Annotated in this window: 17 protein-coding genes; 13 read left to right on the forward strand and 4 right to left on the reverse strand. The window is 73.1% G+C overall.

Going from position 1 to position 21,347, the window contains the following annotated elements:
• Positions 1 to 393: 393 nt before the first annotated feature.
• Complete coding sequence (locus tag ACH4ZA_RS32630) at positions 394 to 2,583, forward strand: primosomal protein N' (protein ID WP_398432861.1); 2,190 nt, start codon at positions 394 to 396, stop codon at positions 2,581 to 2,583.
• 418 nt (positions 2,584 to 3,001) lie between these two features.
• On the opposite strand, the gene ACH4ZA_RS32635 is transcribed toward ACH4ZA_RS32630, so the two are convergent.
• Positions 3,002 to 3,550: a hypothetical protein gene (locus tag ACH4ZA_RS32635; protein ID WP_398432862.1), complete on the reverse strand. Its 549-nt coding sequence runs from the start codon at positions 3,548 to 3,550 to the stop codon at positions 3,002 to 3,004.
• A gap of 220 nt (positions 3,551 to 3,770) precedes the next feature.
• Here ACH4ZA_RS32635 and fmt point away from each other — a divergent pair, with 220 nt between their 5' ends.
• On the forward strand, positions 3,771 to 4,703 hold the full coding sequence (gene fmt / locus ACH4ZA_RS32640) for a methionyl-tRNA formyltransferase (protein ID WP_398432863.1): 933 nt from the start codon (positions 3,771 to 3,773) through the stop codon (positions 4,701 to 4,703).
• Between the two features lie 179 nt (positions 4,704 to 4,882).
• Positions 4,883 to 6,310 (forward strand): RsmB/NOP family class I SAM-dependent RNA methyltransferase, encoded by a 1,428-nt coding sequence (locus ACH4ZA_RS32645; RefSeq protein ID WP_398432864.1) that lies wholly within the window; start codon positions 4,883 to 4,885, stop codon positions 6,308 to 6,310.
• 124 nt (positions 6,311 to 6,434) lie between these two features.
• Here the strand turns inward: ACH4ZA_RS32645 and argG are convergent, their stop codons facing one another.
• Together argG and ACH4ZA_RS32655 are read right to left on the reverse strand one after the other, a co-directional pair.
• Entirely contained in the window at positions 6,435 to 7,889 is a 1,455-nt protein-coding gene (gene argG / locus ACH4ZA_RS32650; RefSeq protein ID WP_398432866.1) for an argininosuccinate synthase, read from the reverse strand.
• A 27-nt stretch (positions 7,890 to 7,916) separates the two neighbouring features.
• On the reverse strand, positions 7,917 to 10,091 hold the full coding sequence (locus ACH4ZA_RS32655; RefSeq protein WP_398432867.1) for an MMPL family transporter: 2,175 nt from the start codon (positions 10,089 to 10,091) through the stop codon (positions 7,917 to 7,919).
• Positions 10,092 to 10,249: 158 nt separating this feature from the next.
• Here ACH4ZA_RS32655 and rpe point away from each other — a divergent pair, with 158 nt between their 5' ends.
• The 6 genes from rpe (at position 10,250) to ACH4ZA_RS32685 (ending at position 16,398) form a co-directional block, all read left to right on the forward strand.
• Complete coding sequence (rpe, locus tag ACH4ZA_RS32660; RefSeq protein ID WP_398432868.1) at positions 10,250 to 10,936, forward strand: ribulose-phosphate 3-epimerase; 687 nt, start codon at positions 10,250 to 10,252, stop codon at positions 10,934 to 10,936.
• A gap of 90 nt (positions 10,937 to 11,026) precedes the next feature.
• A complete protein-coding gene (locus tag ACH4ZA_RS32665; RefSeq protein WP_398432869.1) occupies positions 11,027 to 12,070 on the forward strand; it encodes a sugar-binding transcriptional regulator in 1,044 nt (347 codons plus the stop codon).
• Between the two features lie 88 nt (positions 12,071 to 12,158).
• Entirely contained in the window at positions 12,159 to 12,464 is a 306-nt protein-coding gene (locus tag ACH4ZA_RS32670) for a barstar family protein (RefSeq protein WP_398432871.1), read from the forward strand.
• Positions 12,465 to 12,595: 131 nt separating this feature from the next.
• Positions 12,596 to 14,035: a GuaB1 family IMP dehydrogenase-related protein gene (locus ACH4ZA_RS32675; RefSeq protein WP_398432930.1), complete on the forward strand. Its 1,440-nt coding sequence runs from the start codon at positions 12,596 to 12,598 to the stop codon at positions 14,033 to 14,035.
• Positions 14,036 to 14,459: 424 nt separating this feature from the next.
• On the forward strand, positions 14,460 to 15,935 hold the full coding sequence (locus ACH4ZA_RS32680) for an amino acid permease (protein ID WP_398432872.1): 1,476 nt from the start codon (positions 14,460 to 14,462) through the stop codon (positions 15,933 to 15,935).
• Between the two features lie 10 nt (positions 15,936 to 15,945).
• Complete coding sequence (locus ACH4ZA_RS32685) at positions 15,946 to 16,398, forward strand: Lrp/AsnC family transcriptional regulator (RefSeq protein ID WP_020128883.1); 453 nt, start codon at positions 15,946 to 15,948, stop codon at positions 16,396 to 16,398.
• A 62-nt stretch (positions 16,399 to 16,460) separates the two neighbouring features.
• Here ACH4ZA_RS32685 and ACH4ZA_RS32690 read toward each other — a convergent pair whose 3' ends face one another.
• A complete protein-coding gene (locus ACH4ZA_RS32690; RefSeq protein ID WP_398432873.1) occupies positions 16,461 to 17,201 on the reverse strand; it encodes a GntR family transcriptional regulator in 741 nt (246 codons plus the stop codon).
• A 211-nt stretch (positions 17,202 to 17,412) separates the two neighbouring features.
• Between ACH4ZA_RS32690 and ACH4ZA_RS32695 the strand changes: the two genes are divergently transcribed.
• Genes ACH4ZA_RS32695 through ACH4ZA_RS32710 form a run of 4 tightly spaced genes read left to right on the forward strand, consistent with a single transcriptional unit; the run spans position 17,413 to position 21,346 of the window.
• On the forward strand, positions 17,413 to 18,570 hold the full coding sequence (locus ACH4ZA_RS32695; protein WP_398432874.1) for an ABC transporter substrate-binding protein: 1,158 nt from the start codon (positions 17,413 to 17,415) through the stop codon (positions 18,568 to 18,570).
• Positions 18,567 to 19,463, forward strand: a complete 897-nt coding sequence (locus tag ACH4ZA_RS32700; RefSeq protein ID WP_398432875.1) for an ABC transporter permease — start codon at positions 18,567 to 18,569, stop codon at positions 19,461 to 19,463. Before ACH4ZA_RS32695 ends, ACH4ZA_RS32700 begins: the two co-directional genes overlap by 4 nt.
• On the forward strand, positions 19,451 to 20,263 hold the full coding sequence (locus ACH4ZA_RS32705; RefSeq protein ID WP_398432877.1) for an ABC transporter permease: 813 nt from the start codon (positions 19,451 to 19,453) through the stop codon (positions 20,261 to 20,263). The genes ACH4ZA_RS32700 and ACH4ZA_RS32705 overlap by 13 nt, the downstream gene beginning before the upstream one ends.
• Before the next feature lie 3 nt (positions 20,264 to 20,266).
• Complete coding sequence (locus ACH4ZA_RS32710; protein ID WP_398432878.1) at positions 20,267 to 21,346, forward strand: ABC transporter ATP-binding protein; 1,080 nt, start codon at positions 20,267 to 20,269, stop codon at positions 21,344 to 21,346.
• Position 21,347 lies beyond the last annotated feature (1 nt).

A 21,347-nucleotide genomic window follows, 5' to 3' on the forward strand; every position in this document is an offset into this window, starting at 1 on the left:
GACCGCCGCGTACGGCCACTTCGGCCGCGAGCTGCCCGACTTCACGTGGGAGCGCACCGACCGCGTGGACGCGCTGCGCAAGGCCGCCGGCCTGTAGCAGCCGGTCGCTTCAGCGACTCCTCGAGGCCCGGCTCTCCCCTGGAGCGCCGGGCCTCGACGTGTCCCGCCGGGGGGGCGGCCGGGGCGGAAAACGGCTCGCGGCAGGGGGCGTGGTCTCCCTAGGCTGGTGATCTTCCGGTGCGAAGGCCGCGGCTACTTCGGTGGAGCGCGCCTTCGGGCGTGCGGTGAAACCGGGCAGTGCCCCTGCCGCGGCCGGCCTGATCTCGGGAGGACGACGTGGGGGCGCCTTCGGGGCGCCCTTGGTTGTCAGTGGGGTTTGGTAAGAATGCAGGTGTGAGCAGCGAGGACGGGCAGGGGGGCGGTGGTGCGGCCGGGGAGGGCGCGCCGCCGGAGCAGCTCGCGCTGATCCGGGAGAGCGTCCGGCAGGCCAAGGCGCCACGGGCCAAGCCCCGGACCTGGCGGGGGGCCGCGCTGGCCGAGGAGCTGCCGGTCGCGCGGGTGCTCGTCGACAAGGGCGTGCTGCATCTGGACAGGTACTTCGACTACGCCGTGCCGGCCGAACTCGACGCCGACGCCCAGCCGGGAGTGCGGGTGCGGGTGCGCTTCGGAGCAGGGCGCGGGCGGGTGCGGGAGGGACGCCGCGAGGGCGGGGGTCTCATCGACGGCTTCCTCGTCGAGCGGCGCGCCGCGTCCGACTACTCCGGGCCGCTCGCGGCGCTCGCCCAGGTGGTGTCGCCCGAACGGGTGCTGAGCCAGGAGCTGCTGGGGCTGGCGCGGGCCGTCGCCGACCGGTACGCCGGGAGCCTGGCCGACGTGCTGCAGCTCGCCGTCCCCCCGCGCAACGCCCGGGCCGAGCAGCGGCCCTCGCCCGAGCCGTCGCCGCCGCCCGCCCCGCCCGCGCCCGGTTCCTGGGACCGGTACGAGCGCGGGGGCGCGTTCCTCGAGTCCCTGGCGTCCGGCGGCGCGCCGCGCGCGGTGTGGAACGCGCTCCCCGGGCCCGAGTGGAGCGAGGAGCTGGCGCGGGCGGTCGCCGCGACACTCGCCTCGGGGCGCGGAGCGCTGGTCGTCGTCCCCGACGGACGGGCCGCGGCCCGTGTCGACGCGGCGCTGACGGCAGTGCTCGGGGCGGGGCGGCACGCCCTGCTCACCGCGGACGCCGGTCCCGAGAAGCGGTACCGGGAGTGGCTCGCCGTGCGCCGCGGCTCGGTGCGGGCGGTCGTCGGGACCCGCGCCGCCATGTTCGCGCCGGTCCAGGACCTCGGACTGCTCGCCCTCTGGGACGACGGCGACGACAGCCACAGCGAGCTGCACGCGCCGCAGCCCCACGCGCGGGAGGTGCTGCTGCTGAGGGCGGCTCAGGACAGGTGCGGGTTCCTGATGGGCGGCTGGAGCTGCACCGTGGAGGGCGCGCAGCTCGTCGAGAGCGGGTGGGCCCGGCCGTTGGTCGCCCCGCGGGAGCAGGTGCGGCGCACCGCTCCGCTGGTGCGGACCGTGGGCGACCAGGATCTCGCCCGGGACGAGGCGGCGCGGGCCGCCCGGCTGCCGACCCTCGCCTGGCAGGCGGTCCGGGAGGGGCTGAAGAACGGTCCGGTGCTGGTCCAGGTGCCCCGGCGCGGGTACGTGCCGCGCATGGCCTGCGCGCAGTGCCGGGCCGCCGCCCGGTGCCGGCACTGTTTTGGACCGCTGGAGGCGCGGGACGGCGGCGCCGGCGGCGCTCTGTGGTGCGGCTGGTGCGGACGCGAGGAGAGGGCCTGGCACTGTCCCGAATGCGGCTCGTTCCGCCTGCGGGCTCAGGTCGTGGGCGCACGGCGGACGGCGGAGGAGCTGGGGCGGGCGTTCCCCGCCGTTCCGGTGCGGACGTCAGGGCGCGAGCACGTGCTGGACACCGTGCCGGGGGCGCCCGCGCTCGTGGTGTCCACGCCGGGCGCCGAGCCGGTCGCCGAGGGCGGGTACGCGGCGGCCCTGCTGCTGGACGGCTGGGCCATGCTGGGCCGGCCCGACCTGCGGGCCGGGGAGGACGCGTTGCGCCGCTGGGTCGCCGCCGCCGCCCTGGTGCGGCCGCAGGGCGAGGGCGGGACAGTGGTCGTCGTCGCCGAGCCGACGTTGCGGCCCGTGCAGGCGCTGGTGCGCTGGGATCCCGTGGGACACGCGGTGCGGGAGCTCGCCGAGCGGGCCGAGCTGGGCTTTCCGCCGGTGTCGCGGATGGCGGCGGTGTCGGGCGCGGCGGAAGCGGTGACCGCGTTCCTCGCCGCCGTGGATCTGCCCGGCGAGGCGGAGGTGCTGGGGCCGGTCCCGGTACCGCCCGAGCCGGCAGGGCGGCCCCGCCGTCCGGGGGCGCCGCCGCCCGGGGAGCAGTGGGAGCGGGCGCTGATCCGGGTGCCGCCGGGGAGCGGGGCCGCACTCGCCGCCGCCTTGAAGGCGGCGCAGGCGGCACGGATGGCCCGGACGGGCGGCGTGGGGCGTTCCGGGCGGGGCGCGGACGAGACCGTCCGGGTGCGGATCGACCCACCCGACATCGGGTGAAGGAAAGGGCCCGGGGCGGGGGTTCTTCGGTGGTGCGTGCGGCCGTGGTGGGGGTTCTTCGGGCGTGCGTGCGGCCGTGGTGGGCGGCTCGAAGGTGGTGCGGCCGGCGCGGTGGCGGGCGGCGGTGGGCCGCGGTAGCAGGGCCGGTGTCGGGCTCGGGTTCCGGCCCGGGGGCGGGGCGGGCCTCGGCGAGCGTCCGACCCGCCACGCCCTGCGGGAGCGTTCGGCGTGACGGCCGTCAGGGCGAGGGCCGACGGCGGCGCGGCACGGGGGAGCGGCACAGGAGAGGCACGCGGGAGGGGTGGGCCACGCCCGGCACCGGGGGGGCGGCGGGCCGGCATCCGTGGCGGCGGCATGCGACTGCCCTCTCGGAGGGGGCCGAGAGGGCAGGTGGGGTGGGGGAGGTGCGGTGGCCGCGTCAGCCGTTGCGGGGGCCGGGGAAGGCGGTCGGTCTCACCTCGTCGCGCAGGGACGGGCTGCCGGCCGTCGGCTGGGTCGGCATCGAGCGGGCGGCGGGGACCGTGGGAACGGTGGGGATGCTCGTGGTCACGCTGACCGTGCGCGCACCGGCCGGTTCCGCCGGGCGCTCCGCCTCGACGGTGGCCGACTGGGCGGCGGCTGCGCGGCGGGCGCCGTAACGGCGGTGCACCGCCTGCTTGGTGACCCCGAGCGCGGAACCCACCGCGTCCCAGGAGAAACCCAGCGAACGGTCGAAGTCCACCGCCGCGGTCACCAGCGTCTCGACGCTGTCCCGCAGTTCCTGGGCGAGGCGGACCGTCGGGGCGGGGGCGCGCCCGTAGACGACGAAGCCCGTGGAGGGGCCGGAGCGGCGGGGGCGGTAGACGTTGCCCAGCTGCGCGGTGAGGGTGCGCAGTGCGTCCACCTGCCGGCGGACGCGCTCGATGTCCCGCACCAGCAAGTGCAGGCTGGCCCGGGCCTGGGCGTCGTGGGTTGCATGGTCGGCCATGAACAAGCCTCTCGAACCGGCGTTGAAGAAGGTGTGTCAACTCTTTCTTGACCAACGCGGGTGTGCTCCGCTGGTCACGGTGTGGGGGCGTATGGGCATATGCGTACGCCCCCCGTCGGGCCGGGCCGGGCGGCCGGGTCGGCCGGGTTCCGGGGCTTCGCGGGCGGCATAAACTTGTGCGTTGCCCGTCGTTCGTCCTTTCGAGAGGCGCCGCCCACTCATGAAGCTCGTGTTCGCCGGTACCCCCGAGGTCGCCGTTCCCGCCCTGGACGCTCTCATCGCCTCCGGGCGGCACGAGGTGGCCGCCGTCGTCACGCGACCCGACGCGCCGTCCGGGCGGGGACGCAGGCTGGTCGCCTCGCCCGTGGCCCAGAGGGCCGAGGAGGCCGGCATCGAGGTGCTGAAGCCCGGGAGGCCGAGGGAGCCGGAGTTCCTGGAGCGGTTGCGGCAGATCGCGCCCGACTGCTGTCCCGTCGTGGCCTACGGGGCGTTGCTGCCCCGCGTGGCGCTGGACGTCCCGGCGCGTGGATGGGTCAACCTGCACTTCTCGCTGCTGCCCGCCTGGCGCGGCGCAGCTCCGGTGCAGCACGCCGTCATGGCCGGGGACGAGATCACCGGCGCCTCCACCTTCCTCATCGAGGAAGGGCTCGACTCGGGGCCGGTGTACGGGACGGTCACGGAAGAGATCCGCCCCACCGACACCAGCGGCGACCTGCTCACGCGGCTCGCCTTCGCCGGGAGCGGGCTCCTCGCCGCGACCATGGACGGGATCGAGGACGGCACCCTCCAGGCCGTGCCGCAGCCTGCCGACGGGATCACCCTCGCGCCGAAGATCACCGTCGAGGACGCCCAGGTCGACTGGGCCACGCCGGCCCTGCGCGTCGACCGCGTGGTGAGGGGCTGCACCCCGGCTCCCGGGGCGTGGACCACCTTCCGCGGCGAACGGCTCAAGCTCATCCAGGTCCGGCCCGTCCCCGAGCGGACCGACCTCGCTCCGGGCGCGCTCGCCGTCGGCAAGAACAGCGTGCACGTCGGCACCGGTTCCTACGCCGTCGAGCTGCTGTGGGTGCAGGCGCAGGGGAAGAAGCCGATGCGCGCCGCCGACTGGGCGCGGGGCGTCCGGATCGGGGACGAAGAGGCCGTCGGGGCGTAGCCCCGGCCGCCGACGTACGCTGGACGCACCGTTCTCCCCCGCCCGTCTCCCCCTCAGGACGCGGCTTTGCCGACGTCCCCGCCGGTGCGGCGCGCCGCACCGAGCCGCCGCGCTCCACCTCCTTCCCGACGCGCTTTCTCGACGCACCTTTCCCTTCTGCCACCCGGAGCACCTTTCTCGTGAGCGAGCAGCCCCAACGTCCCCGTAAGCCGGGCAAGCCCTACCGCCGGCCCCAGAAGGACCCCGTCCGTCTGCTGGCCTTCGAGGCCCTGCGTGCCGTGGACGAACGGGACGCCTACGCCAACCTCGTGCTGCCGCCGCTGCTGCGCAAGGCACGCGAGAAGGAGGGGCCCGAGAAGTTCGACGGGCGCGACGCGGCCCTCGCAACCGAGTTGGTCTACGGGACGCTGCGCCGGCAGGGGACGTACGACGCCGTCATCTCCGCGTGCGTCGACCGGCCGCTGCGCGAGGTGGATCCGCCGGTCCTCGACGTCCTGAGCCTCGGTGTGCACCAGTTGCTGGGGACGCGCATCCCGACCCATGCGGCCGTGTCCGCCTCGGTGGACCTCGCGCGGGTCGTGCTCGGTGACGGGCGCGCCAAGTTCGTCAACGCCGTGCTGCGCAAGGTCGCCCAGCACGATCTGGACGAGTGGATCGAGAAGGTCGCGCCGCCCTACGACGACGACCCCGAGGACCACCTCGCCGTCGTGCACTCGCACCCGCGCTGGGTGGTCTCCGCGCTGTGGGACTCCCTCGGCGGCGGGCGGGCCGGCATCGAGGAACTGCTGGAGGCCGACAACGAGCGGCCCGAGGTGACGCTCGTCGCCCGGCCCGGCCGCGCCACGACCGAGGAGCTGCTCCGGGAGGACGCGGCGGTCGCCGGGCGCTGGTCGCCGTACGCCGTGCGGCTCTCCGAGGGCGGCGAGCCCGGCGCCATCGACGCCGTGCGGGACGGGCGGGCGGGGGTGCAGGACGAGGGCAGTCAGCTCGTGGCGCTGGCCCTGGCCGCCGCGCCGCTCGACGGTCCGGACACGAAGTGGCTGGACGGCTGTGCCGGGCCCGGCGGCAAGGCCGCGCTGCTCGCCGCTCTCGCCGCCCAGCGGGGAGCCGTGCTGCTCGCCGCCGAGAAGCAGCCGCACCGGGCGGGACTGGTCGCCAAGGCCCTGGCCGGCAATCCGGGGCCCTCGCAGGTCATCGCCGCGGACGGCACGCGTCCGCCGTGGCGGCCGGGGTCCTTCGACCGGGTGCTGATGGACGTGCCGTGCACGGGTCTCGGCGCCCTGCGCAGGCGGCCCGAGGCGCGGTGGCGGCGTCGGCCGGAGGACCTCGACGGGTTCGCCCCCCTGCAGCGCGGACTGCTGCGGACCGCGCTGGAGTCCGTCCGGGTCGGCGGCGTGGTCGGCTACGCCACCTGCTCGCCGCATCTCGCCGAGACCCGGGCGGTGGTCTCCGACGTCCTCAAGCAGTACCCGCAGGCAGAGCTGATCGACGCGCGGCCGCTGCTGCCGGGCGTGCCGGCGCTGGGCGAGGGGCCGGACGTCCAGCTGTGGCCGCATCTGCACGGCACGGACGCCATGTACCTGGCCTTGATCAGGAAGACGGGCTGAGCTCCGCGCGAGCCGTGCGGAGGGCGCAGGGCGGGCCGAGGTCCGTAGGGGGTCGCGCGAAGGGCCGGCCGCACACCGTGGGTGTGCGGCCGGCCCTTCGCGTGTGCGGGCGCCCCTGCCGGGGTCAGTCGGTGCCGAACTCCATGGCCGCGCGGTCCAGCAGCGCGTCGTCCTCGGAGACCTCGCCGCGGGACGCGATCGCCTCGGCGCCGCCCTCCGGCATCTCCGGCATGGTGCCGATGAGGCCGGTCGCGGCCGCCTGGGCCGCGCCGATGGCGGGGCTGCCGGTGCCGATGAGACCGAGGCCGGCGTACTGCTCGAGCTTGGCCCGGGAGTCGGCGATGTCCAGGTTGCGCATGGTGAGCTGGCCGATCCGGTCCACCGGGCCGAACGCGGAGTCCTCGGTGCGCTCCATCGACAGCTTGTCCGGGTGGTAGCTGAACGCCGGGCCGGTGGTGTCGAGGAGCGAGTAGTCCTCGCCGCGCCGCAGCCGCAGGGTCACCTCGCCGGTGACGGCCGCGCCGACCCAGCGCTGGAGCGACTCGCGGATCATCAGCGCCTGCGGGTCCAGCCAGCGGCCCTCGTACATGAGGCGGCCGAGGCGCCGGCCCTCGTTGTGGTACTGGGCGACGGTGTCCTCGTTGTGGATCGCGTTGACCAGGCGCTCGTAGGCCGCGTGCAGCAGGGCCATGCCGGGCGCCTCGTAGATGCCGCGGCTCTTGGCCTCGATGATGCGGTTCTCGATCTGGTCGGACATGCCGAGGCCGTGCCGGCCGCCGATCGCGTTGGCCTCCATCACCAGGTCGACGGGGGAGGCGAACTCCTTGCCGTTGACCGTCACCGGGCGGCCCTGGTCGAAGCCGATCGTCACGTCCTCGGCGGCGATGTGCACCGACGGGTCCCAGAACCGGACGCCCATGATGGGCTCGACGGTCTCGACGCCGGTGTCCAGGTGCTCGAGGGTCTTCGCCTCATGGGTGGCGCCCCAGATGTTGGCGTCGGTGGAGTACGCCTTCTCCGTGCTGTCCCGGTAGGGCAGGTCGTGGGCGACGAGCCACTCCGACATCTCCTTGCGGCCGCCGAGCTCGGTCACGAAGTCCGCGTCCAGCCAGGGCTTGTAGATGCGCAGATGCGGGTTGGCGAGCAGGCCGTAGCGGTAGAACCGCTCGATGTCGTTGCCCTTGAAGGTCGAGCCGTCGCCCCAGATCTGGACGTCGTCCTCCAGCATCGCGCGGACCAGGAGGGTGCCGGTCACGGCACGGCCCAGGGGCGTGGTGTTGAAGTAGGCGCGCCCGCCCGAGCGGATGTGGAACGCCCCGCAGGTGAGCGCGGCCAGGCCCTCCTCGACGAGCGCGGCGCGGCAGTCGACCAGGCGCGCGATCTCGGCGCCGTAGGTCTTCGCGCGGCCGGGCACCGACGCGATGTCGGGCTCGTCGTACTGGCCGATGTCGGCGGTGTAGGTGCACGGGACGGCGCCCTTGTCGCGCATCCACGCGACCGCGACGGAGGTGTCGAGCCCGCCGGAGAAGGCGATGCCGACGGGCTCGCCGGCGGGAAGGGAGGTGAGGACCTTGGACATAGGAAGATTATGCATGAACTCGCATGGTCATGCAAAGGGCTCGTCGTTCCGGACCGCCTCGGAGTGCTCGTCGCCCCCGGACCGTCCCCGGACCGGCTCCGGATGCCCGGCCGGCTCCCGGGACAGCCGGTGCGGCCACCACACCTTCGGTCCGATGTCCAGGAACAGCGAGGTGACCAGCACCGACCGCACGATGAAGGTGTCCAGGAGCACGCCCAGGGCCACCGCGAAGCCGATCTCCGCGAAGGCGACCATCGGCAGTGTGCCGAGGGCGGCGAAGGTGCCGGCCAGCACCAGGCCCGCCGAGGTGATCACGGCCCCGGTCGCGGCCAGGCCCGTCACCACGCCCGCGCGGGTGCCCTGCCGGGCGGCCTCCTCGCGGATGCGGGTGGTCAGGAAGATGTTGTAGTCGATGCCCAGGGCCACCAGGAACACGAAGACGAACAGCGGGAAGTCGGTCGCCTCGCCCGCGTAGTCGAAGACATGGCGGAACGCCAGCGCGCTGATGCCGAGGGCCGCGGCGAAGGACAGGATCACCGTCCCCACCAGCACCAGCGGGGCGATCAGGGCGCGCAGCAGCCCGCAGAGGATCAGCAGGACCACGACCAGGACCAGCGGAATGATCACGAGGTTGTCGTGCGTGGTCGCCTTGTCCATGTCCAGCAGGGCCGCCGTGCCGCCGCCCACCAGGGCGTCGGCGTCGGGCACCTCGTGCACCGCGTCCCTGACCCGCTCCACGGTCTGCTTCGCGGCCTCGCTGTCCGACGGCGCGGTCATGGTCGCCTCGAGGAGCACCCGGCCCTCGTGGACGGGTTTCGCGCCCGGCGGCACACCGAGGGAGGTCGGCACGACGCCTTCCGTCGTGGCCACGGCCCGGCGCACCTGTCCGGCCCGGTCCAGGTCGGAGACGATCATCAGCGGATCCCCGCTGCCGGCGGGGAAGTACCGGCCCGACACCTTCTGGCCGGTGATCGAGTCCGGCGGGCCGGTGAAGGCGTCGGCGTTGCTGATGCCCTCCGCGCGCAGCTGGATCAGGCCGAGCGAGCAGACCGCCAGCACGAGAGCCGTCACGGCCCAGGTCATACGCGGGCGGCGGGCGAGACCGCGGCCCGTGCGGGCCCAGATGCCGCGCTCGGTCGGTTCGTCCGAGCCGAAGCGCGGGATCACCGGCCAGAAGATCCAGCGGCCGCAGATGACGAGCAACGCCGGGAAGAGCGTCACCATCGCGATCAGCGCCACCGCCACCCCGATGGCGGCGACCGGGCCGAGGCCGCGGGTGGAGTTCATCTCGGCGGCCAGCAGCACCAGCATGCTCAGCACGACCGTCGCGCCCGACGCCAGCACCGCGGGGCCCGCACGGTGCAGGGCCAGGGCCATCGCCTCGTGACGGTCCTCGTGACGGCGCAGCTCCTCCCGGTAGCGGGCCACCAGCAGCAGGGCGTAGTCGGTGCCCGCGCCGAACACCAGTACGGTCAGGATGCCGGCACTCTGCCCGTTGACCGTGAGGCCCGCGTGCTGGGCGAGGAAGTAGATGAGCGCCTGCGCGGTGAACAGGGCGGCGACCACGCCGATCACCGGGACGAGGAGCAGGCTGGGACTGCGGTACGTGATCAGGAGCATGACGACGACCACCGCCATCGCCGACACCAGCAGCGTGGAGTCGATGCCCTCGAAGGCCTTCGAGAAGTCCGCCGACGTGCCGCCGGGGCCGGTGATGTGCACGGCCAGTCCGGCGCCGCCGTCGCCGACGACGTCACGTATCGAGTCGACGGCCGGGCCGATGCGCTGCCAGCCGCTCTCGTCCATGGTGATGGGCACGAAGATCTGCGCCGCGCGCGGATCGGCCGCACGGTCGTAGACGGGGCCCCGGGTCTCGGCGCCGCGGATGCCGTGATCGCCGAGCCCTCGGAGCTCGGCCGCGTTCCGTTCGATCGCGGCCCGGTCCTGTGCGGTCAGGCCGCCCTCGCGGGCGTAGACCACGACGGCGGGGATCTGCTCGGGCCGGAAGTCCTTCGAGATCTCCAGGACCTGGGTGGACTCCGCCGAGCCCGGCAGCCAGGAGGCCGCGTCGTTGTCCTGCGCGTCGGCGAGCTTCTGCGCGAAGGGCGCGGTCAGGAACAGCACCACCACCCACAGCGCCAGCACCAGCCATTTCGCCCGCCGCCCGCAGACGAGGTGAGCGACACCGCGATTCCCGGTCATGACCACCCCACGATCCACTCCGCCGCCGTGTGGAACCGCGCCCGGTGGCGGGCGCGGGGACCTGCCCGATCGGCCGGGACGGGCCCGCGGACGACGAACCACGTTCCTCGCGCGGAACCGGTGCCCGCAACCCCTCGGGGGCATGGCAGGCTTGGGTCATGGCCGTGCAGATCAACCCCAGCATCCTGTCCGCCGATTTCGCCCGCCTCGCGGACGAGGCGAAGGCGGTCGAAGGAGCCGACTGGCTCCACGTCGACGTGATGGACAACCATTTCGTCCCGAACCTCACGCTCGGTGTGCCGGTCGTGGAGTCACTGGCCCGTGCGACGGACACTCCGCTGGACTGCCATCTGATGATCGAGGCCCCTGATCGATGGGCCCCGAGTTACGTCGAGGCGGGCGCCTCGTCCGTCACCTTCCATGTCGAGGCGGCCGCCGCGCCGGTGCGGCTCGCACGCGAGATCCGCGCCAAGGGCGCCCGCGCCTCCATGGCGCTCAGGCCCGCGACGCCCATCGAGCCGTACGAGGACCTGCTGCCCGAACTCGACATGCTGCTGATCATGACCGTCGAACCGGGCTTCGGGGGTCAGGCCTTTCTCGACATCATGCTGCCGAAGATCCGCCGCACCCGCGAGTTGATCAGCAAGCACGGACTCGACCTCTGGCTGCAGATCGACGGCGGGGTGTCGGCCTCGACGATCGAGCGGTGCGCCGAGGCGGGCGCCGACGTCTTCGTGGCCGGATCCGCGGTCTACGGGGCCGACGACCCGGCCGAGGCCGTCCGTGGCCTGCGGGCTCAGGCGCAGCGGGCGACCGAGGGAGCCTCCTGGGCGTGCCGCCACTGAACCGACCAGTTACCGACAGGAATGTGAACGGCTCTCATCAGAGCTGATCAACTGCGCCGGATCTGCGAGGATGAACGGCGTATCCAGAGTGTGAACAGCAGTGAGGAGATCGCCGTGTCGGGTATGTCGGCGGGCCGGTCAGCCATGCGGATGGGACCCGCTGAGCTGGTGCAGGCGGCGGCCATGGCCCGCCGCTTCTACCTAGAGGGAAAGTCCAAGATCCAGATCGCGGAGGAGTTCGGCGTCAGCCGCTTCAAGGTGGCCCGGGTGCTGGAGACCGCTCTCGAACGGGATCTCGTACGGATCGAGATCCGCGTGCCGGCCGAACTGGACGCCGAGCGCTCCGACGCGCTCCGCGCCCGCTACGGCCTCAGGCACGCCGTCGTGGTCGAGTCCCCGGCCGAGGCCGAGGAGGCCACGGATCCCGAGAACCTGGGAGAGGTGGCCGCCGACCTGCTCGGCGAACTGGTCGAAGAAGGGGACGTGCTGGGGCTGGCCTGGGGCCGGTCCACCATCCACATGGCGGCGGCGCTGGACCGGCTGCCGCCCTGCACGGTCGTGCAGCTGACGGGCGTGTACGACGCCGGCACCGCCGAGCGCGGCTCGGTCGAGGCCGTCCGCCGCGCCGCCCAGGTGTCCGGCGGCGACGCGCACCCCATCTACGCGCCGATGCTGCTGCCGGACGTGGCCACCGCGACCGCGCTGCGCCACCAGACCGGGATCGCCCGGGCCTTCGAGTACTTCGACAAGGTCACGGTCGCCTGTGTCTCCATCGGCTCGTGGGAGCCGGGCATCTCGACGGTGCACGACATGCTGAGCGACGAGGAGCGGGCGCACTACGCCTCGCTCGGCGTCGCAGCGGAGATGTCCGCGCACCTCTTCGACACCGACGGCCGCCGGGTCGGACGCGACCTCGGGGAGCGGTGCATCACGGTCAAGACGGACCAGTTGCGCAGGATTCCCGAGGTCGTCGCGATCGCGGGGGGCCAGCGCAAGGCGGCCGCGATCGACGCCGTGCTGCGGTCCGGGCTCGTCACCAGCCTGGTGACGGACACCTCCGCGGCCGACTATCTGATGACGGCGGGGCCGACGCCCAAGCCGGCACTCAACCGGGCCGACCCGGACGGGAGCTGACGGAAGGCGGAGGGGGACGGCCACAGGCGCCGCCCCCTCCGTCGTTCTCTCCCCGCAACCACCACGACTGGCTCAGGACGGTGCCTGCATGACGGAGCACATGCTCACGCTGGACCTCGACGGCGTCCGGGACAAGGCGGAACTGATGGACCGCTGCGCCCGGCACCTGGAGCTGTCCGACCGGTTCGCGCGCAACTGGGACGCTCTCGCCGAGAGCCTCACCGCCCTGCCGGACGGACCCGAGTCCGGACCCGTGCTGGTGGTCGTGCGGAACTGGCGGCCGTACGCCGCGACGCGGCCCGAGGAGTGGGAGATCGCGCAGGAGGTGTTCGCCTCGGCGGCGGACCGGACTCCCGCGCTGTCGGTCGTGCTCGCTCTCGGAGGATCCTCCTAACACCCCGGTGAGCTGCTTGGACGTTCCGTCCGGGCATCACATCGCCGCCTCCGTGGGAGAATGAAGTACGTGCTTATCCCCCTGGCTGACCTGTCCGGGGGTCACCTCTGATCTACCGGGATGTGCAGCACGTGCGTTTCCTCAACGACATCCAGCCCGCCCACGACCTCACCTACGACGACGTCTTCATGGTGCCGAGCCGCAGCGCCGTCGGGTCGCGGCAGAGCGTGGACCTCTCCGCTCCGGACGGCACGGGCACCACGATCCCGCTGGTCGTCGCCAACATGACCGCCGTCGCGGGCCGCCGCATGGCCGAGACCATGGCCCGGCGCGGCGGGCTCGTGGTCATTCCGCAGGACATCCCCATCGACGTCGTCGCCGACGTCGTCGGCTGGGTCAAGAGCCGGCACCTGGTGCTGGACACCCCCATCGTGCTCGCCCCGCACCAGACGGTGGCCGACGCCCTCGCCTTGCTGCCCAAGCGCGCGCACAACGCGGGCGTCGTCGTCGACGACGACTTCCGTCCCGTCGGCGTCGTCACCGACGCGGACCTCACCGGCGTCGACCGATTCACGCAGCTCGAGGTCGTCATGTCGCGCGACCTGCTGCTCCTGGACGCCGGCATCGACCCGCGCGAGGCCTTCAACACCCTGGACGCGGCCAACCGGCGCTACGCCCCCGCCGTCGACCGCGAGGGCAAGCTCGCCGGCATCCTGACCCGCAAGGGCGCCCTGCGCGCCACCCTGTACACGCCGGCCGTCGACGCCCAGGGCAAGCTGCGCATCGCCGCGGCCGTCGGGATCAACGGCGACGTCGCGGGCAAGGCCAAGCAGTTGCTCGACGCGGGCGTGGACACGCTCGTCATCGACACCGCGCACGGTCACCAGGAGTCGATGATCAGCGCCGTCCGCACGGTGCGCGCGCTCGACCCGCAGGTGCCGATCGTCGCCGGCAACATCGTCTCGGCCGAGGGCGTCAGGGATCTGATCGAGGCGGGCGCCGACATCATCAAGGTCGGCGTCGGCCCCGGCGCCATGTGCACCACCCGCATGATGACGGGCGTGGGCCGGCCGCAGTTCTCGGCCGTCCTGGAGTGCGCGGCCGAGGCGCGCAGGCACGGCAAGCACGTGTGGGCCGACGGCGGCGTCCGCCACCCGCGCGACGTCGCCATGGCGCTCGCCGCGGGCGCTTCCAACGTCATGGTCGGGTCCTGGTTCGCGGGCACCTACGAGTCCCCGGGCGACCTCCAGCACGACGCGAACGGCCGTCCCTACAAGGAGTCCTTCGGCATGGCCTCCGCGCGGGCGGTCCGCAACCGCACCTCGGAGGAGTCCGCCTACGACCGTGCCCGAAAGGCGCTGTTCGAGGAGGGCATCTCCACCTCCCGCATGTTCCTCGACCCCGCCCGCCCGGGCGTCGAGGACCTGGTGGACTCGATCGTGGCGGGCGTCCGCTCCTCCTGCACCTACGCCGGCGCCGGCTCCCTCGAGGAGTTCGCGGAGCGGGCCGTCGTGGGGATCCAGAGCGCGGCCGGCTACGCGGAGGGCAAGCCGCTGCACGCCAGCTGGTAGCTCCGCGGGGCGCGGGGCGCTCCGCGGGTGGGGCGGTTGGCGGGCGGTCGGGTCGGGAATCGGGTGCGGGCCGGTGGGGGCTGGTCGCGCAGTTCCCCGCGCCCCTTCGACAGCGTCGTGCCGCCCGGCGTGAACAGGCGCCCCGCGCGTCCCCTCGGGGCTTCGCAATCCGGCGGTGAACAGGCGCCCCGCGCGTTCCCCCGGGGGTTTTCGGCGGTCGCGCAATGAACAGGCACGGCTGGGGGACAGACGCAACGATCTTGCGTGTGTGCGCAAGATTGCAGCATTACGAGTGCTACGGCCCTGCTCATAGGGTCGTGCGCTGTACGTGGCGTGGCGGGGACCCCGCTCGGTGGGTTCCTGCTCGCGCAGGTGAGCCGCCGGCCCCCGTCGTGCCGAGAGACAGCGACGAAGGAGTCCCCGCGTGCTCGACCAAGGCGCACCCGCGCAGCAGAGCAGTCACACCGCTTCGGCGCCCCCGGGGGCCGTCGCGCGGCTCATGCGGCGCAAGCCCGTGGAACGCCTGGTGGCCGAGGGCGGTCAGGGGGACGGAGGGGCCCTGAGGCGCACTCTCGGACTGTGGCAGCTCACCATGATCAGCATCGGCGCCACCCTCGGCACCGGCATCTTCGTCGTCCTCGGGGAAGCCGTCCCCAAGGCCGGTCCGGCCGTCACCCTCTCCTTCGTGATCGCCGGTCTCACGGCCCTCTTCTCCGCGCTGTCCTACGCCGAGCTGGCCGGCACGATCCCGGTCGCCGGCTCCTCGTACTCGTATGCGTACGCGACGATGGGCGAGCTGATCGCCTGGATCTGCGGCTGGTGTCTGGTGCTGGAGTACGGCGTCTCGGTCGCCGCCGTCGCCGTCGGCTGGGGCGAGTACCTCAACGAGCTGCTCGACGGGACGATCGGCGTGACCATCCCGGACGTGCTGTCCGCTCCCCCCGGCGACGGCGGCGTCTTCAACCTGCCCGCCCTCGTCGTCGTCCTGCTCGCCATGGCGTTCCTGCTCGGCGGCGCGCGGGAGTCGGCGCGGGCCAACACCGTCATGGTCGCGGTGAAGATCGCCGCCCTGGTGCTGTTCTGCGCGATAGGCGTCCAGGGCTTCCGCTCCGGCAACTACGCGCACTTCATGCCGCTGGGCATGGCCGGCGTCAGCGCCGCCGGAGCCACCCTGTTCTTCTCCTACATCGGCTTCGACGCCGCCTCCACCGCAGGCGAGGAGGCCAAGAACGCGCAGCGTGACCTCCCGCGGGCCATCATGCTCTCGCTGGTCATCGTCACCGCGCTGTACGTACTCGTCGCCGCCGTGGCCGTCGGCGCCAAGCCCTGGCAGCGGTTCGGCGACTCCGAGGCCGCGCTCACCCAGATCATGCGCGAGGTGACCGGGCAGTCCTTCTGGGGGACGCTCCTCGCCTTCTGCGCCGTCATCGCCATCGCCAGCGTCGTGCTGACCGTGCTGTACGGCCAGACCCGCATCCTGTTCGCGATGTCCCGGGACGGACTGGTGCCGAAGCTGTTCTCCAGGGTCCACCCGAAGACGGGCACGCCCCGCGCCAACACGATCGTCGTGTCGCTGTTCTGCGGAGTCCTGGCCGCCGCCGTCCCGCTCGGTCAGCTCGCGGACGCGACCAGCATCGGCACGCTGTTCGCGTTCGGCCTCGTCAACATCGCGGTCGTGGTGCTGCGCCGGACCCGTCCCGGGATGCCGCGGACCTTCCGGGTCCCGCTGTCCCCGGTCCTGCCCGCCCTGGGGTTCGGCTTCTGCGTCTGGATGATGGGCAGCCTGTCGGCCGTCACGTGGGTGGTGTTCGGTGTCTGGATGGCGGTCGGGCTCGTGTTCTACTTCCTTTACGGCCACCGCCGCTCCCGACTCGCGACCCCCGCGCCATCTGAGAAGTGAACGACCCACTGTGCTGAACGATCTCGACGAACGCATCGTGCACGCCCTCGCCGAGGACGCCCGCCGCTCCTTCGCGGACATCGGGCAGCTGGTCGGCCTGTCCGCGCCCGCCGTGAAACGGCGCGTTGACCGGCTGCGGGCCACCGGCGCCATCACCGGCTTCACCGTGCGGGTCGACCCCGCGGCCCTCGGCTGGGAGACCGAGGGGTTCGTCGAGATCTACTGCCGGCGCAACACCTCCCCGGAGACCATCCAGCGCGGGCTCGAGCGCTACCAGGAAGTCGTCGCCGCCTCCACCGTCACCGGCGAGGCGGACGCGGTGGCGCAGGTCTTCGCCGCCGACATGCGCCACTTCGAGCGCGTCCTGGAGCGCATCGCGGGCGAGCCCTTCGTGGAGCGGACGAAGTCCGTGCTGGTGCTCTCCCCGCTGCTGCGCCGCTTCTCGGCGGGCTCGCCCACCTGAGCGGCCCCGGCCCACGCTCCGGGCGGGGGTGGGCGGCCCGCGCCGGGGCGCGTGGTGCCGGCCTACTCGGCCGTCTTGCGGGCCATGGCGTTGTTCCCTATCGAGTTGTGCACGCTGAAGCTCACGGCGTCCGGGCGGTAGCGGTCGTCCGACCATTCGACCGGCCGGCCCTCGCGGGTCGTCGTGACCCGGCGGACCCGCAACAGCGGGCTCGTGCGGCGGATGCCGAGGAGCTCGGCGTCCCGGGCGCCCGCCGCCACCGCGTCGATGACGTGCTCGCCGTAGGCGAAGACCAGGCCGGTGTCGTCGAGGAGGCGCTGGGTCACCGAGGGGCAGTCCGGTTCGATCGACTCGACGGCCGGGGAGATCCAGTCCGCGTACACGGTCCGCTCCACGAGCACCGGCTCGCCGTCCAGGCCGCGCAGCCTCAGGACGCGCAGTACCGGCGTGCCGGCGCGCAACTGCAGATGGACGGCGTCCTCGGCGGTGGCCCGGCGGTACTCCTGCGCGATCACCCGGCCGCTCGCCTCGCGGCCCATCGCGCGCGCCCACTGGGCGAAGCTGCGCAGTTCCGCGAAGCTCTGGCTGCGGCGGCTGGCCAGGACCACGCGGCGGGCGCCCTGGCGCGAGCCGATGAGCCCCTCGGCGGTCAGTGCCGCGACGGCCTGGCGGACCGTGCCGCGGGAGACTCCGTAGTGGGCCGCGAGGTCGGTTTCCGCGGGCAGCCGCGAGCCGACGGCGTACTCTCCGCGGTCGATCGCCCGACGCAGCTCGTCGGCGATCTCCTCGTGTCGCGCGGACATGCTTCCCCTCTGCGTCGACGGCTGTAGACAGTCTGACCAGCCTAGTCGACCTGCCGGGCTGCTCGGCGGCTGTCGCAACTGTGCGTGAAATCGGGGCTCAGGGTTTCGCCAGTGTTTACGGAGGGGACACCAGCGGCGTGCGTACTGAGGCGAACTTGTTCAGACAAGTTCGCCTTATCTCCTGCATTCTCGCGCGTCCCCTGGAGAAGCCGTGACCGTGCCCCTGCCGAGAACCGCCGTCCGCGGCGGTGCCCTCGCCGCCCTCGCCGCCCTCGCTCTGAGCGCCTGTGGCGCCGCCCCCGAGACCACCTCCACCACCGCCGACGGCAAGAACGCCGCCACCGCCGCCTCCGCCGCCGATTTCGGCGGACTCGACGCGCTGGTGAAGGCGGCGAAGAAGGAGGGCACGCTCAACGCCATCGCGCTGCCCCGCGACTGGGCCAACTACGGCGCCCTCATAGACGGCTTCCAGAAGAAGTACGGCATCAAGGTCGCGGTCGAGAACCCGGACGGCGCGAGCCAGGACGAGATCAACGCCGTCACCTCGCGCAAGGGCCAGGACCGCGCGCCGGACGTCCTCGACCTCGGCAGCTCCTTCGCGCTGAGCGCCGCCCAGCAGGGACTGCTCGCCCCCTACAAGGTGGCTTCCTTCGCGGACATCCCCGAGGGCCAGAAGGACGCGCAGGCCCGCTGGTACAACGACTACGGCGGCTACATCTCCATCGGCTGCGACGCCAAGCGCGTCAAGGCCTGTCCGACCACCTTCGCGGACCTCCTCAAGCCGCAGTACAAGGGCCAGGTCGCCCTCAACGGCAACCCCACCAAGTCCGGCTCCGCGTTCGGCGGCGTCTACGCGGCGGCCCTGGCGAGCGGCGGCTCCTTCGACGACATCCAGCCCGGCCTCGACTTCTTCGCCAAGCTCAAGAAGAACGGCAACTACACGCCCGTCGAGTCGACCCCGGCCACCGTCGAGAAGGGCGAGACGCCCATCAGCATCGACTGGGACTACCTCAACGCCGGATACGCCGACGAGTTCAAGTCCAAGGGCGTCGACTGGAAGGTGTCCGTGCCGAGCGACGGCCAGTTCTCCCAGTACTACTCCCAGGCGATCAACAAGGACGCCCCGCACCCGGCCGCGGCCCGTCTGTGGCAGGAGTACCTCTACAGCGCCGAGGGCCAGAACCTGTGGCTCAAGGGGTACGCCCGTCCGGCCCTGATGACCGCCATGGAGAAGGCCGGCACCCTCGACAAGGCGGCGGCGGCCAAGCTGCCCGCCGTGTCCGGGACGCCCTCCTTCCCGACCGAGGCCCAGCAGAGCAAGGCCAAGACGGTCCTCGGGCAGGGCTGGGCCAAGGCCGTCTCCGGATGACCACCACCGCCGTACGGGTCGACACGGCGTCCGCCGCTCCGGTGAAGCGGCGGCGCCGTGCCCTCGGCTGGCTCGCCGTCGTCCCGCTGCTCGCCTTCACCGCGCTCGCCTTCGGGCTGCCCGCCGCGGCCATGCTCGACGGCGCGTTCACCGCCAAGGACCCGGCCACGGGCGCCACGTCCTACACGGTCGACAACCTGACGGCCTCGCTGCGCGGCGCGTATCTGACGGCCCTGCTCGGCAGTGTGAAGCTGTCCGCCGTGTCGGCGGCGCTGGGGGCACTGCTCGGGCTGCCGCTCGCCCAGGCCGTGGTGACCTCCCGCTTCCGCGCGTTGCGCGAGGCCGTGCTCACCGCGTCCGGGGTGCTGGCCAACTTCGGCGGCGTCCCGCTGGCGTTCGCCTTCGTCGCCACCCTCGGCAACGCCGGTGTGCTCACCCGGCAGTTCGGGCTCACCGACCGGGGCTGGGACCTGTACAGCTTCTGGGGACTGGTGATCGTCTACCTGTACTTCCTGATCCCGCTGATGGTGCTCACCATCACCCCCGCCCTGGAGGGACTGCGCTCCCAGTGGCGCGAGGCGGCGCAGAACAACGGCGCGACGTCCGTGCAGTACTGGCGGCACGTCGCCCTGCCCGTGCTGCTGCCCTCGCTCCTCGGAGGCCTCGTGCTGCTCTTCGGCAGCGCTTTCGCCGCGTACGCCACCGCCGCGGCCATGGTGGGCAGTTCCATCCCGCTGGTCACCCTCCAGATCGCGGACGCCATCTCCGGCAACGTCCTCGTCGGGCAGGAGAACGTGGCGCTCGCGCTCAGCCTCGACATGGTCCTGGTCGCCGGACTGGTCATGGCCGTGTACCTGCCCCTGCAACGACGGAGCGCGCGATGGCTCGCCTGAACCTGTGGCGGTGGGGCGTCCTCGGCCTCGCCGGACTGTACTTCGTGGTGCCGCTGGCCGCGTCGGTCGTCTTCACCGTCGACGTGCCCGGCCAGGGCGTCACCTTCGACGCCTACACGCAGATCTTCTCCACCGCCGGCTTCGGGTCCAGCCTGCTGCTCTCCCTGGAGCTGGCCGCCGCCACCATCGCCGTCGTCCTGCTCCTGATGGTGCCCGCCATGGTGGCGCTGCGGCTCGGCTCGCCCCGGCTGCGGCCGGTCGTCGAGGTGGTGTGCTCACTGCCCCTGGTGGTGCCGCCCATCGCCTTCGTCGCGGGCATCGGCACGGTGCTGAAGTGGGGGCCCGAACACCTCTCGCGCACCCCGCTGTTCCAGACGTTCGTCGCGATCCAGGACCCCGGCTTCCCCGTCGTCCTCGTGCTGGCGTACGTGGTGATGGCGTTGCCGTTCGTGTACCGCGCCCTGGACGCCGGGCTGCGCTCCGTCGATGTGCGCACCCTCGTCGAGGCCGCCCGCAGCTGCGGCGCCGGCTGGCCGCAGGCGCTCGTGCGGGCCGTGCTGCCCAACCTGCGCGGCGCGCTGCTCAACGCCTCCTTCCTCACGCTGGCCCTCGTGCTCGGCGAGTTCACTGTGGCGCAGCTGCTCGGCTTCCAGCCCTTCGCCGTCTGGATCGTGAACGTCAGCGGTTCGCAGGCTCAGCTGTCCGTCGCCGTGTCCGTGCTCAGCCTGCTCGTGACCTGGGCACTCCTCCTCGTCCTCGCCGGTTTCGGCGGGCGCGCCCGTTCTACTTCCCGGGGTTGAACCATGACCGTGCTCGATACGACAGAGACGAAGGCCGCGAAGCAGGCGGCGACCGTCGAGTTCCGGGGGCTGCGAAGGGAGTTCGGCCCGACCGTCGCCCTCGACGGCCTGGACCTCACCGTCCGGCCGGGTGAACTCCTCGCCCTGCTCGGCCCCTCCGGCTGCGGCAAGACCACCGCGCTGCGGGTGCTCGCCGGATTCGAGCACCCCGACTCCGGCGCGGTGCTCGTCGACGGCGAGGACGTCACCCGGGTTCCGGCCCACCGCCGGGACGCCGGGATGGTCTTCCAGTCGTACAGCCTCTTCCCGCACCTCGACGCGCTCGACAACGTGGCCTTCGGACTGCGGATGCGCAAGGTGCGCAGCGCCGAACGGCGGTCACGGGCCGCCGAGTTGCTGGACCTGGTGGGCCTCGCCGACAAGGGCGGGCGTTTCCCGCACCAGCTCTCCGGCGGTCAGCAGCAGCGCATCGCGCTGGCCCGCGCGCTCGCCCTGCGCCCGCGGGTGCTGCTCCTGGACGAGCCGCTCTCCGCGCTCGACGCCAAGGTGCGGCTCACCCTCCGCGAGGAGATCCGGCGGCTCCAGCAGGAGCTCGGCATCACCACCTTGTTCGTCACCCACGACCAGGAGGAGGCCCTGTCCATGGCGGACCGGGTCGCCGTGATGCACGCCGGGCGACTCGAACAGTGCGCCGCCCCGGCCGAGTTGTACGGCAGGCCGGTCACGGCCTTCGTCGCCGAGTTCGTGGGCACGACGAGCCGGATCCCGGGACGCCTGACCGGCGACACCGTCGAGGTGCTCGGGCGGCGGCTGCCCGTCGACGGCCGGGTGCCGACCGTGACCGAGGTGGACGCCCTGCTGCGGCCGGAGGCGGTGCGGGTGCGGGCCGAGGACGCCGGGGACGCGCGTGTGGTCGCCGCCTCCTTCCTGGGCGCGGCCGTCCGGCTCACCGTCCGGCTCGCGGACGGCGCCGAGGTGAAGGCCGACCTGCCCGCCCACGAGGCCGCCGGGCTCGCGGCGGGAACCGCGGTGACCGTGTCGCTGCCGGACCGCCCGGTGCTCGTGGCCGAACGTGCTTCCTGAC

This window comes from Streptomyces sp. NPDC020597 (assembly GCF_044335095.1).
Classification (GTDB): domain Bacteria; phylum Actinomycetota; class Actinomycetes; order Streptomycetales; family Streptomycetaceae; genus Streptomyces.

Excerpts from the sequence above, each read along its gene's own strand:
- ACH4ZA_RS32635 (WP_398432862.1), bottom strand. The coding sequence starts at position 3,550 with ATGGCCGACCATGCAACCCACGACGCCCAGGCCCGGGCCAGCCTGCAC.
- fmt (WP_398432863.1), top strand. The coding sequence starts at position 3,771 with ATGAAGCTCGTGTTCGCCGGTACCCCCGAGGTCGCCGTTCCCGCCCTG.
- argG (WP_398432866.1), bottom strand. The coding sequence starts at position 7,889 with ATGTCCAAGGTCCTCACCTCCCTTCCCGCCGGCGAGCCCGTCGGCATC.
- ACH4ZA_RS32655 (WP_398432867.1), bottom strand. The coding sequence starts at position 10,091 with ATGACCGGGAATCGCGGTGTCGCTCACCTCGTCTGCGGGCGGCGGGCG.
- rpe (WP_398432868.1), top strand. The coding sequence starts at position 10,250 with ATGGCCGTGCAGATCAACCCCAGCATCCTGTCCGCCGATTTCGCCCGC.
- ACH4ZA_RS32670 (WP_398432871.1), top strand. The coding sequence starts at position 12,159 with ATGACGGAGCACATGCTCACGCTGGACCTCGACGGCGTCCGGGACAAG.
- ACH4ZA_RS32690 (WP_398432873.1), bottom strand. The coding sequence starts at position 17,201 with ATGTCCGCGCGACACGAGGAGATCGCCGACGAGCTGCGTCGGGCGATC.
- ACH4ZA_RS32700 (WP_398432875.1), top strand. The coding sequence starts at position 18,567 with ATGACCACCACCGCCGTACGGGTCGACACGGCGTCCGCCGCTCCGGTG.
- ACH4ZA_RS32705 (WP_398432877.1), top strand. The coding sequence starts at position 19,451 with ATGGCTCGCCTGAACCTGTGGCGGTGGGGCGTCCTCGGCCTCGCCGGA.
- ACH4ZA_RS32710 (WP_398432878.1), top strand. The coding sequence starts at position 20,267 with ATGACCGTGCTCGATACGACAGAGACGAAGGCCGCGAAGCAGGCGGCG.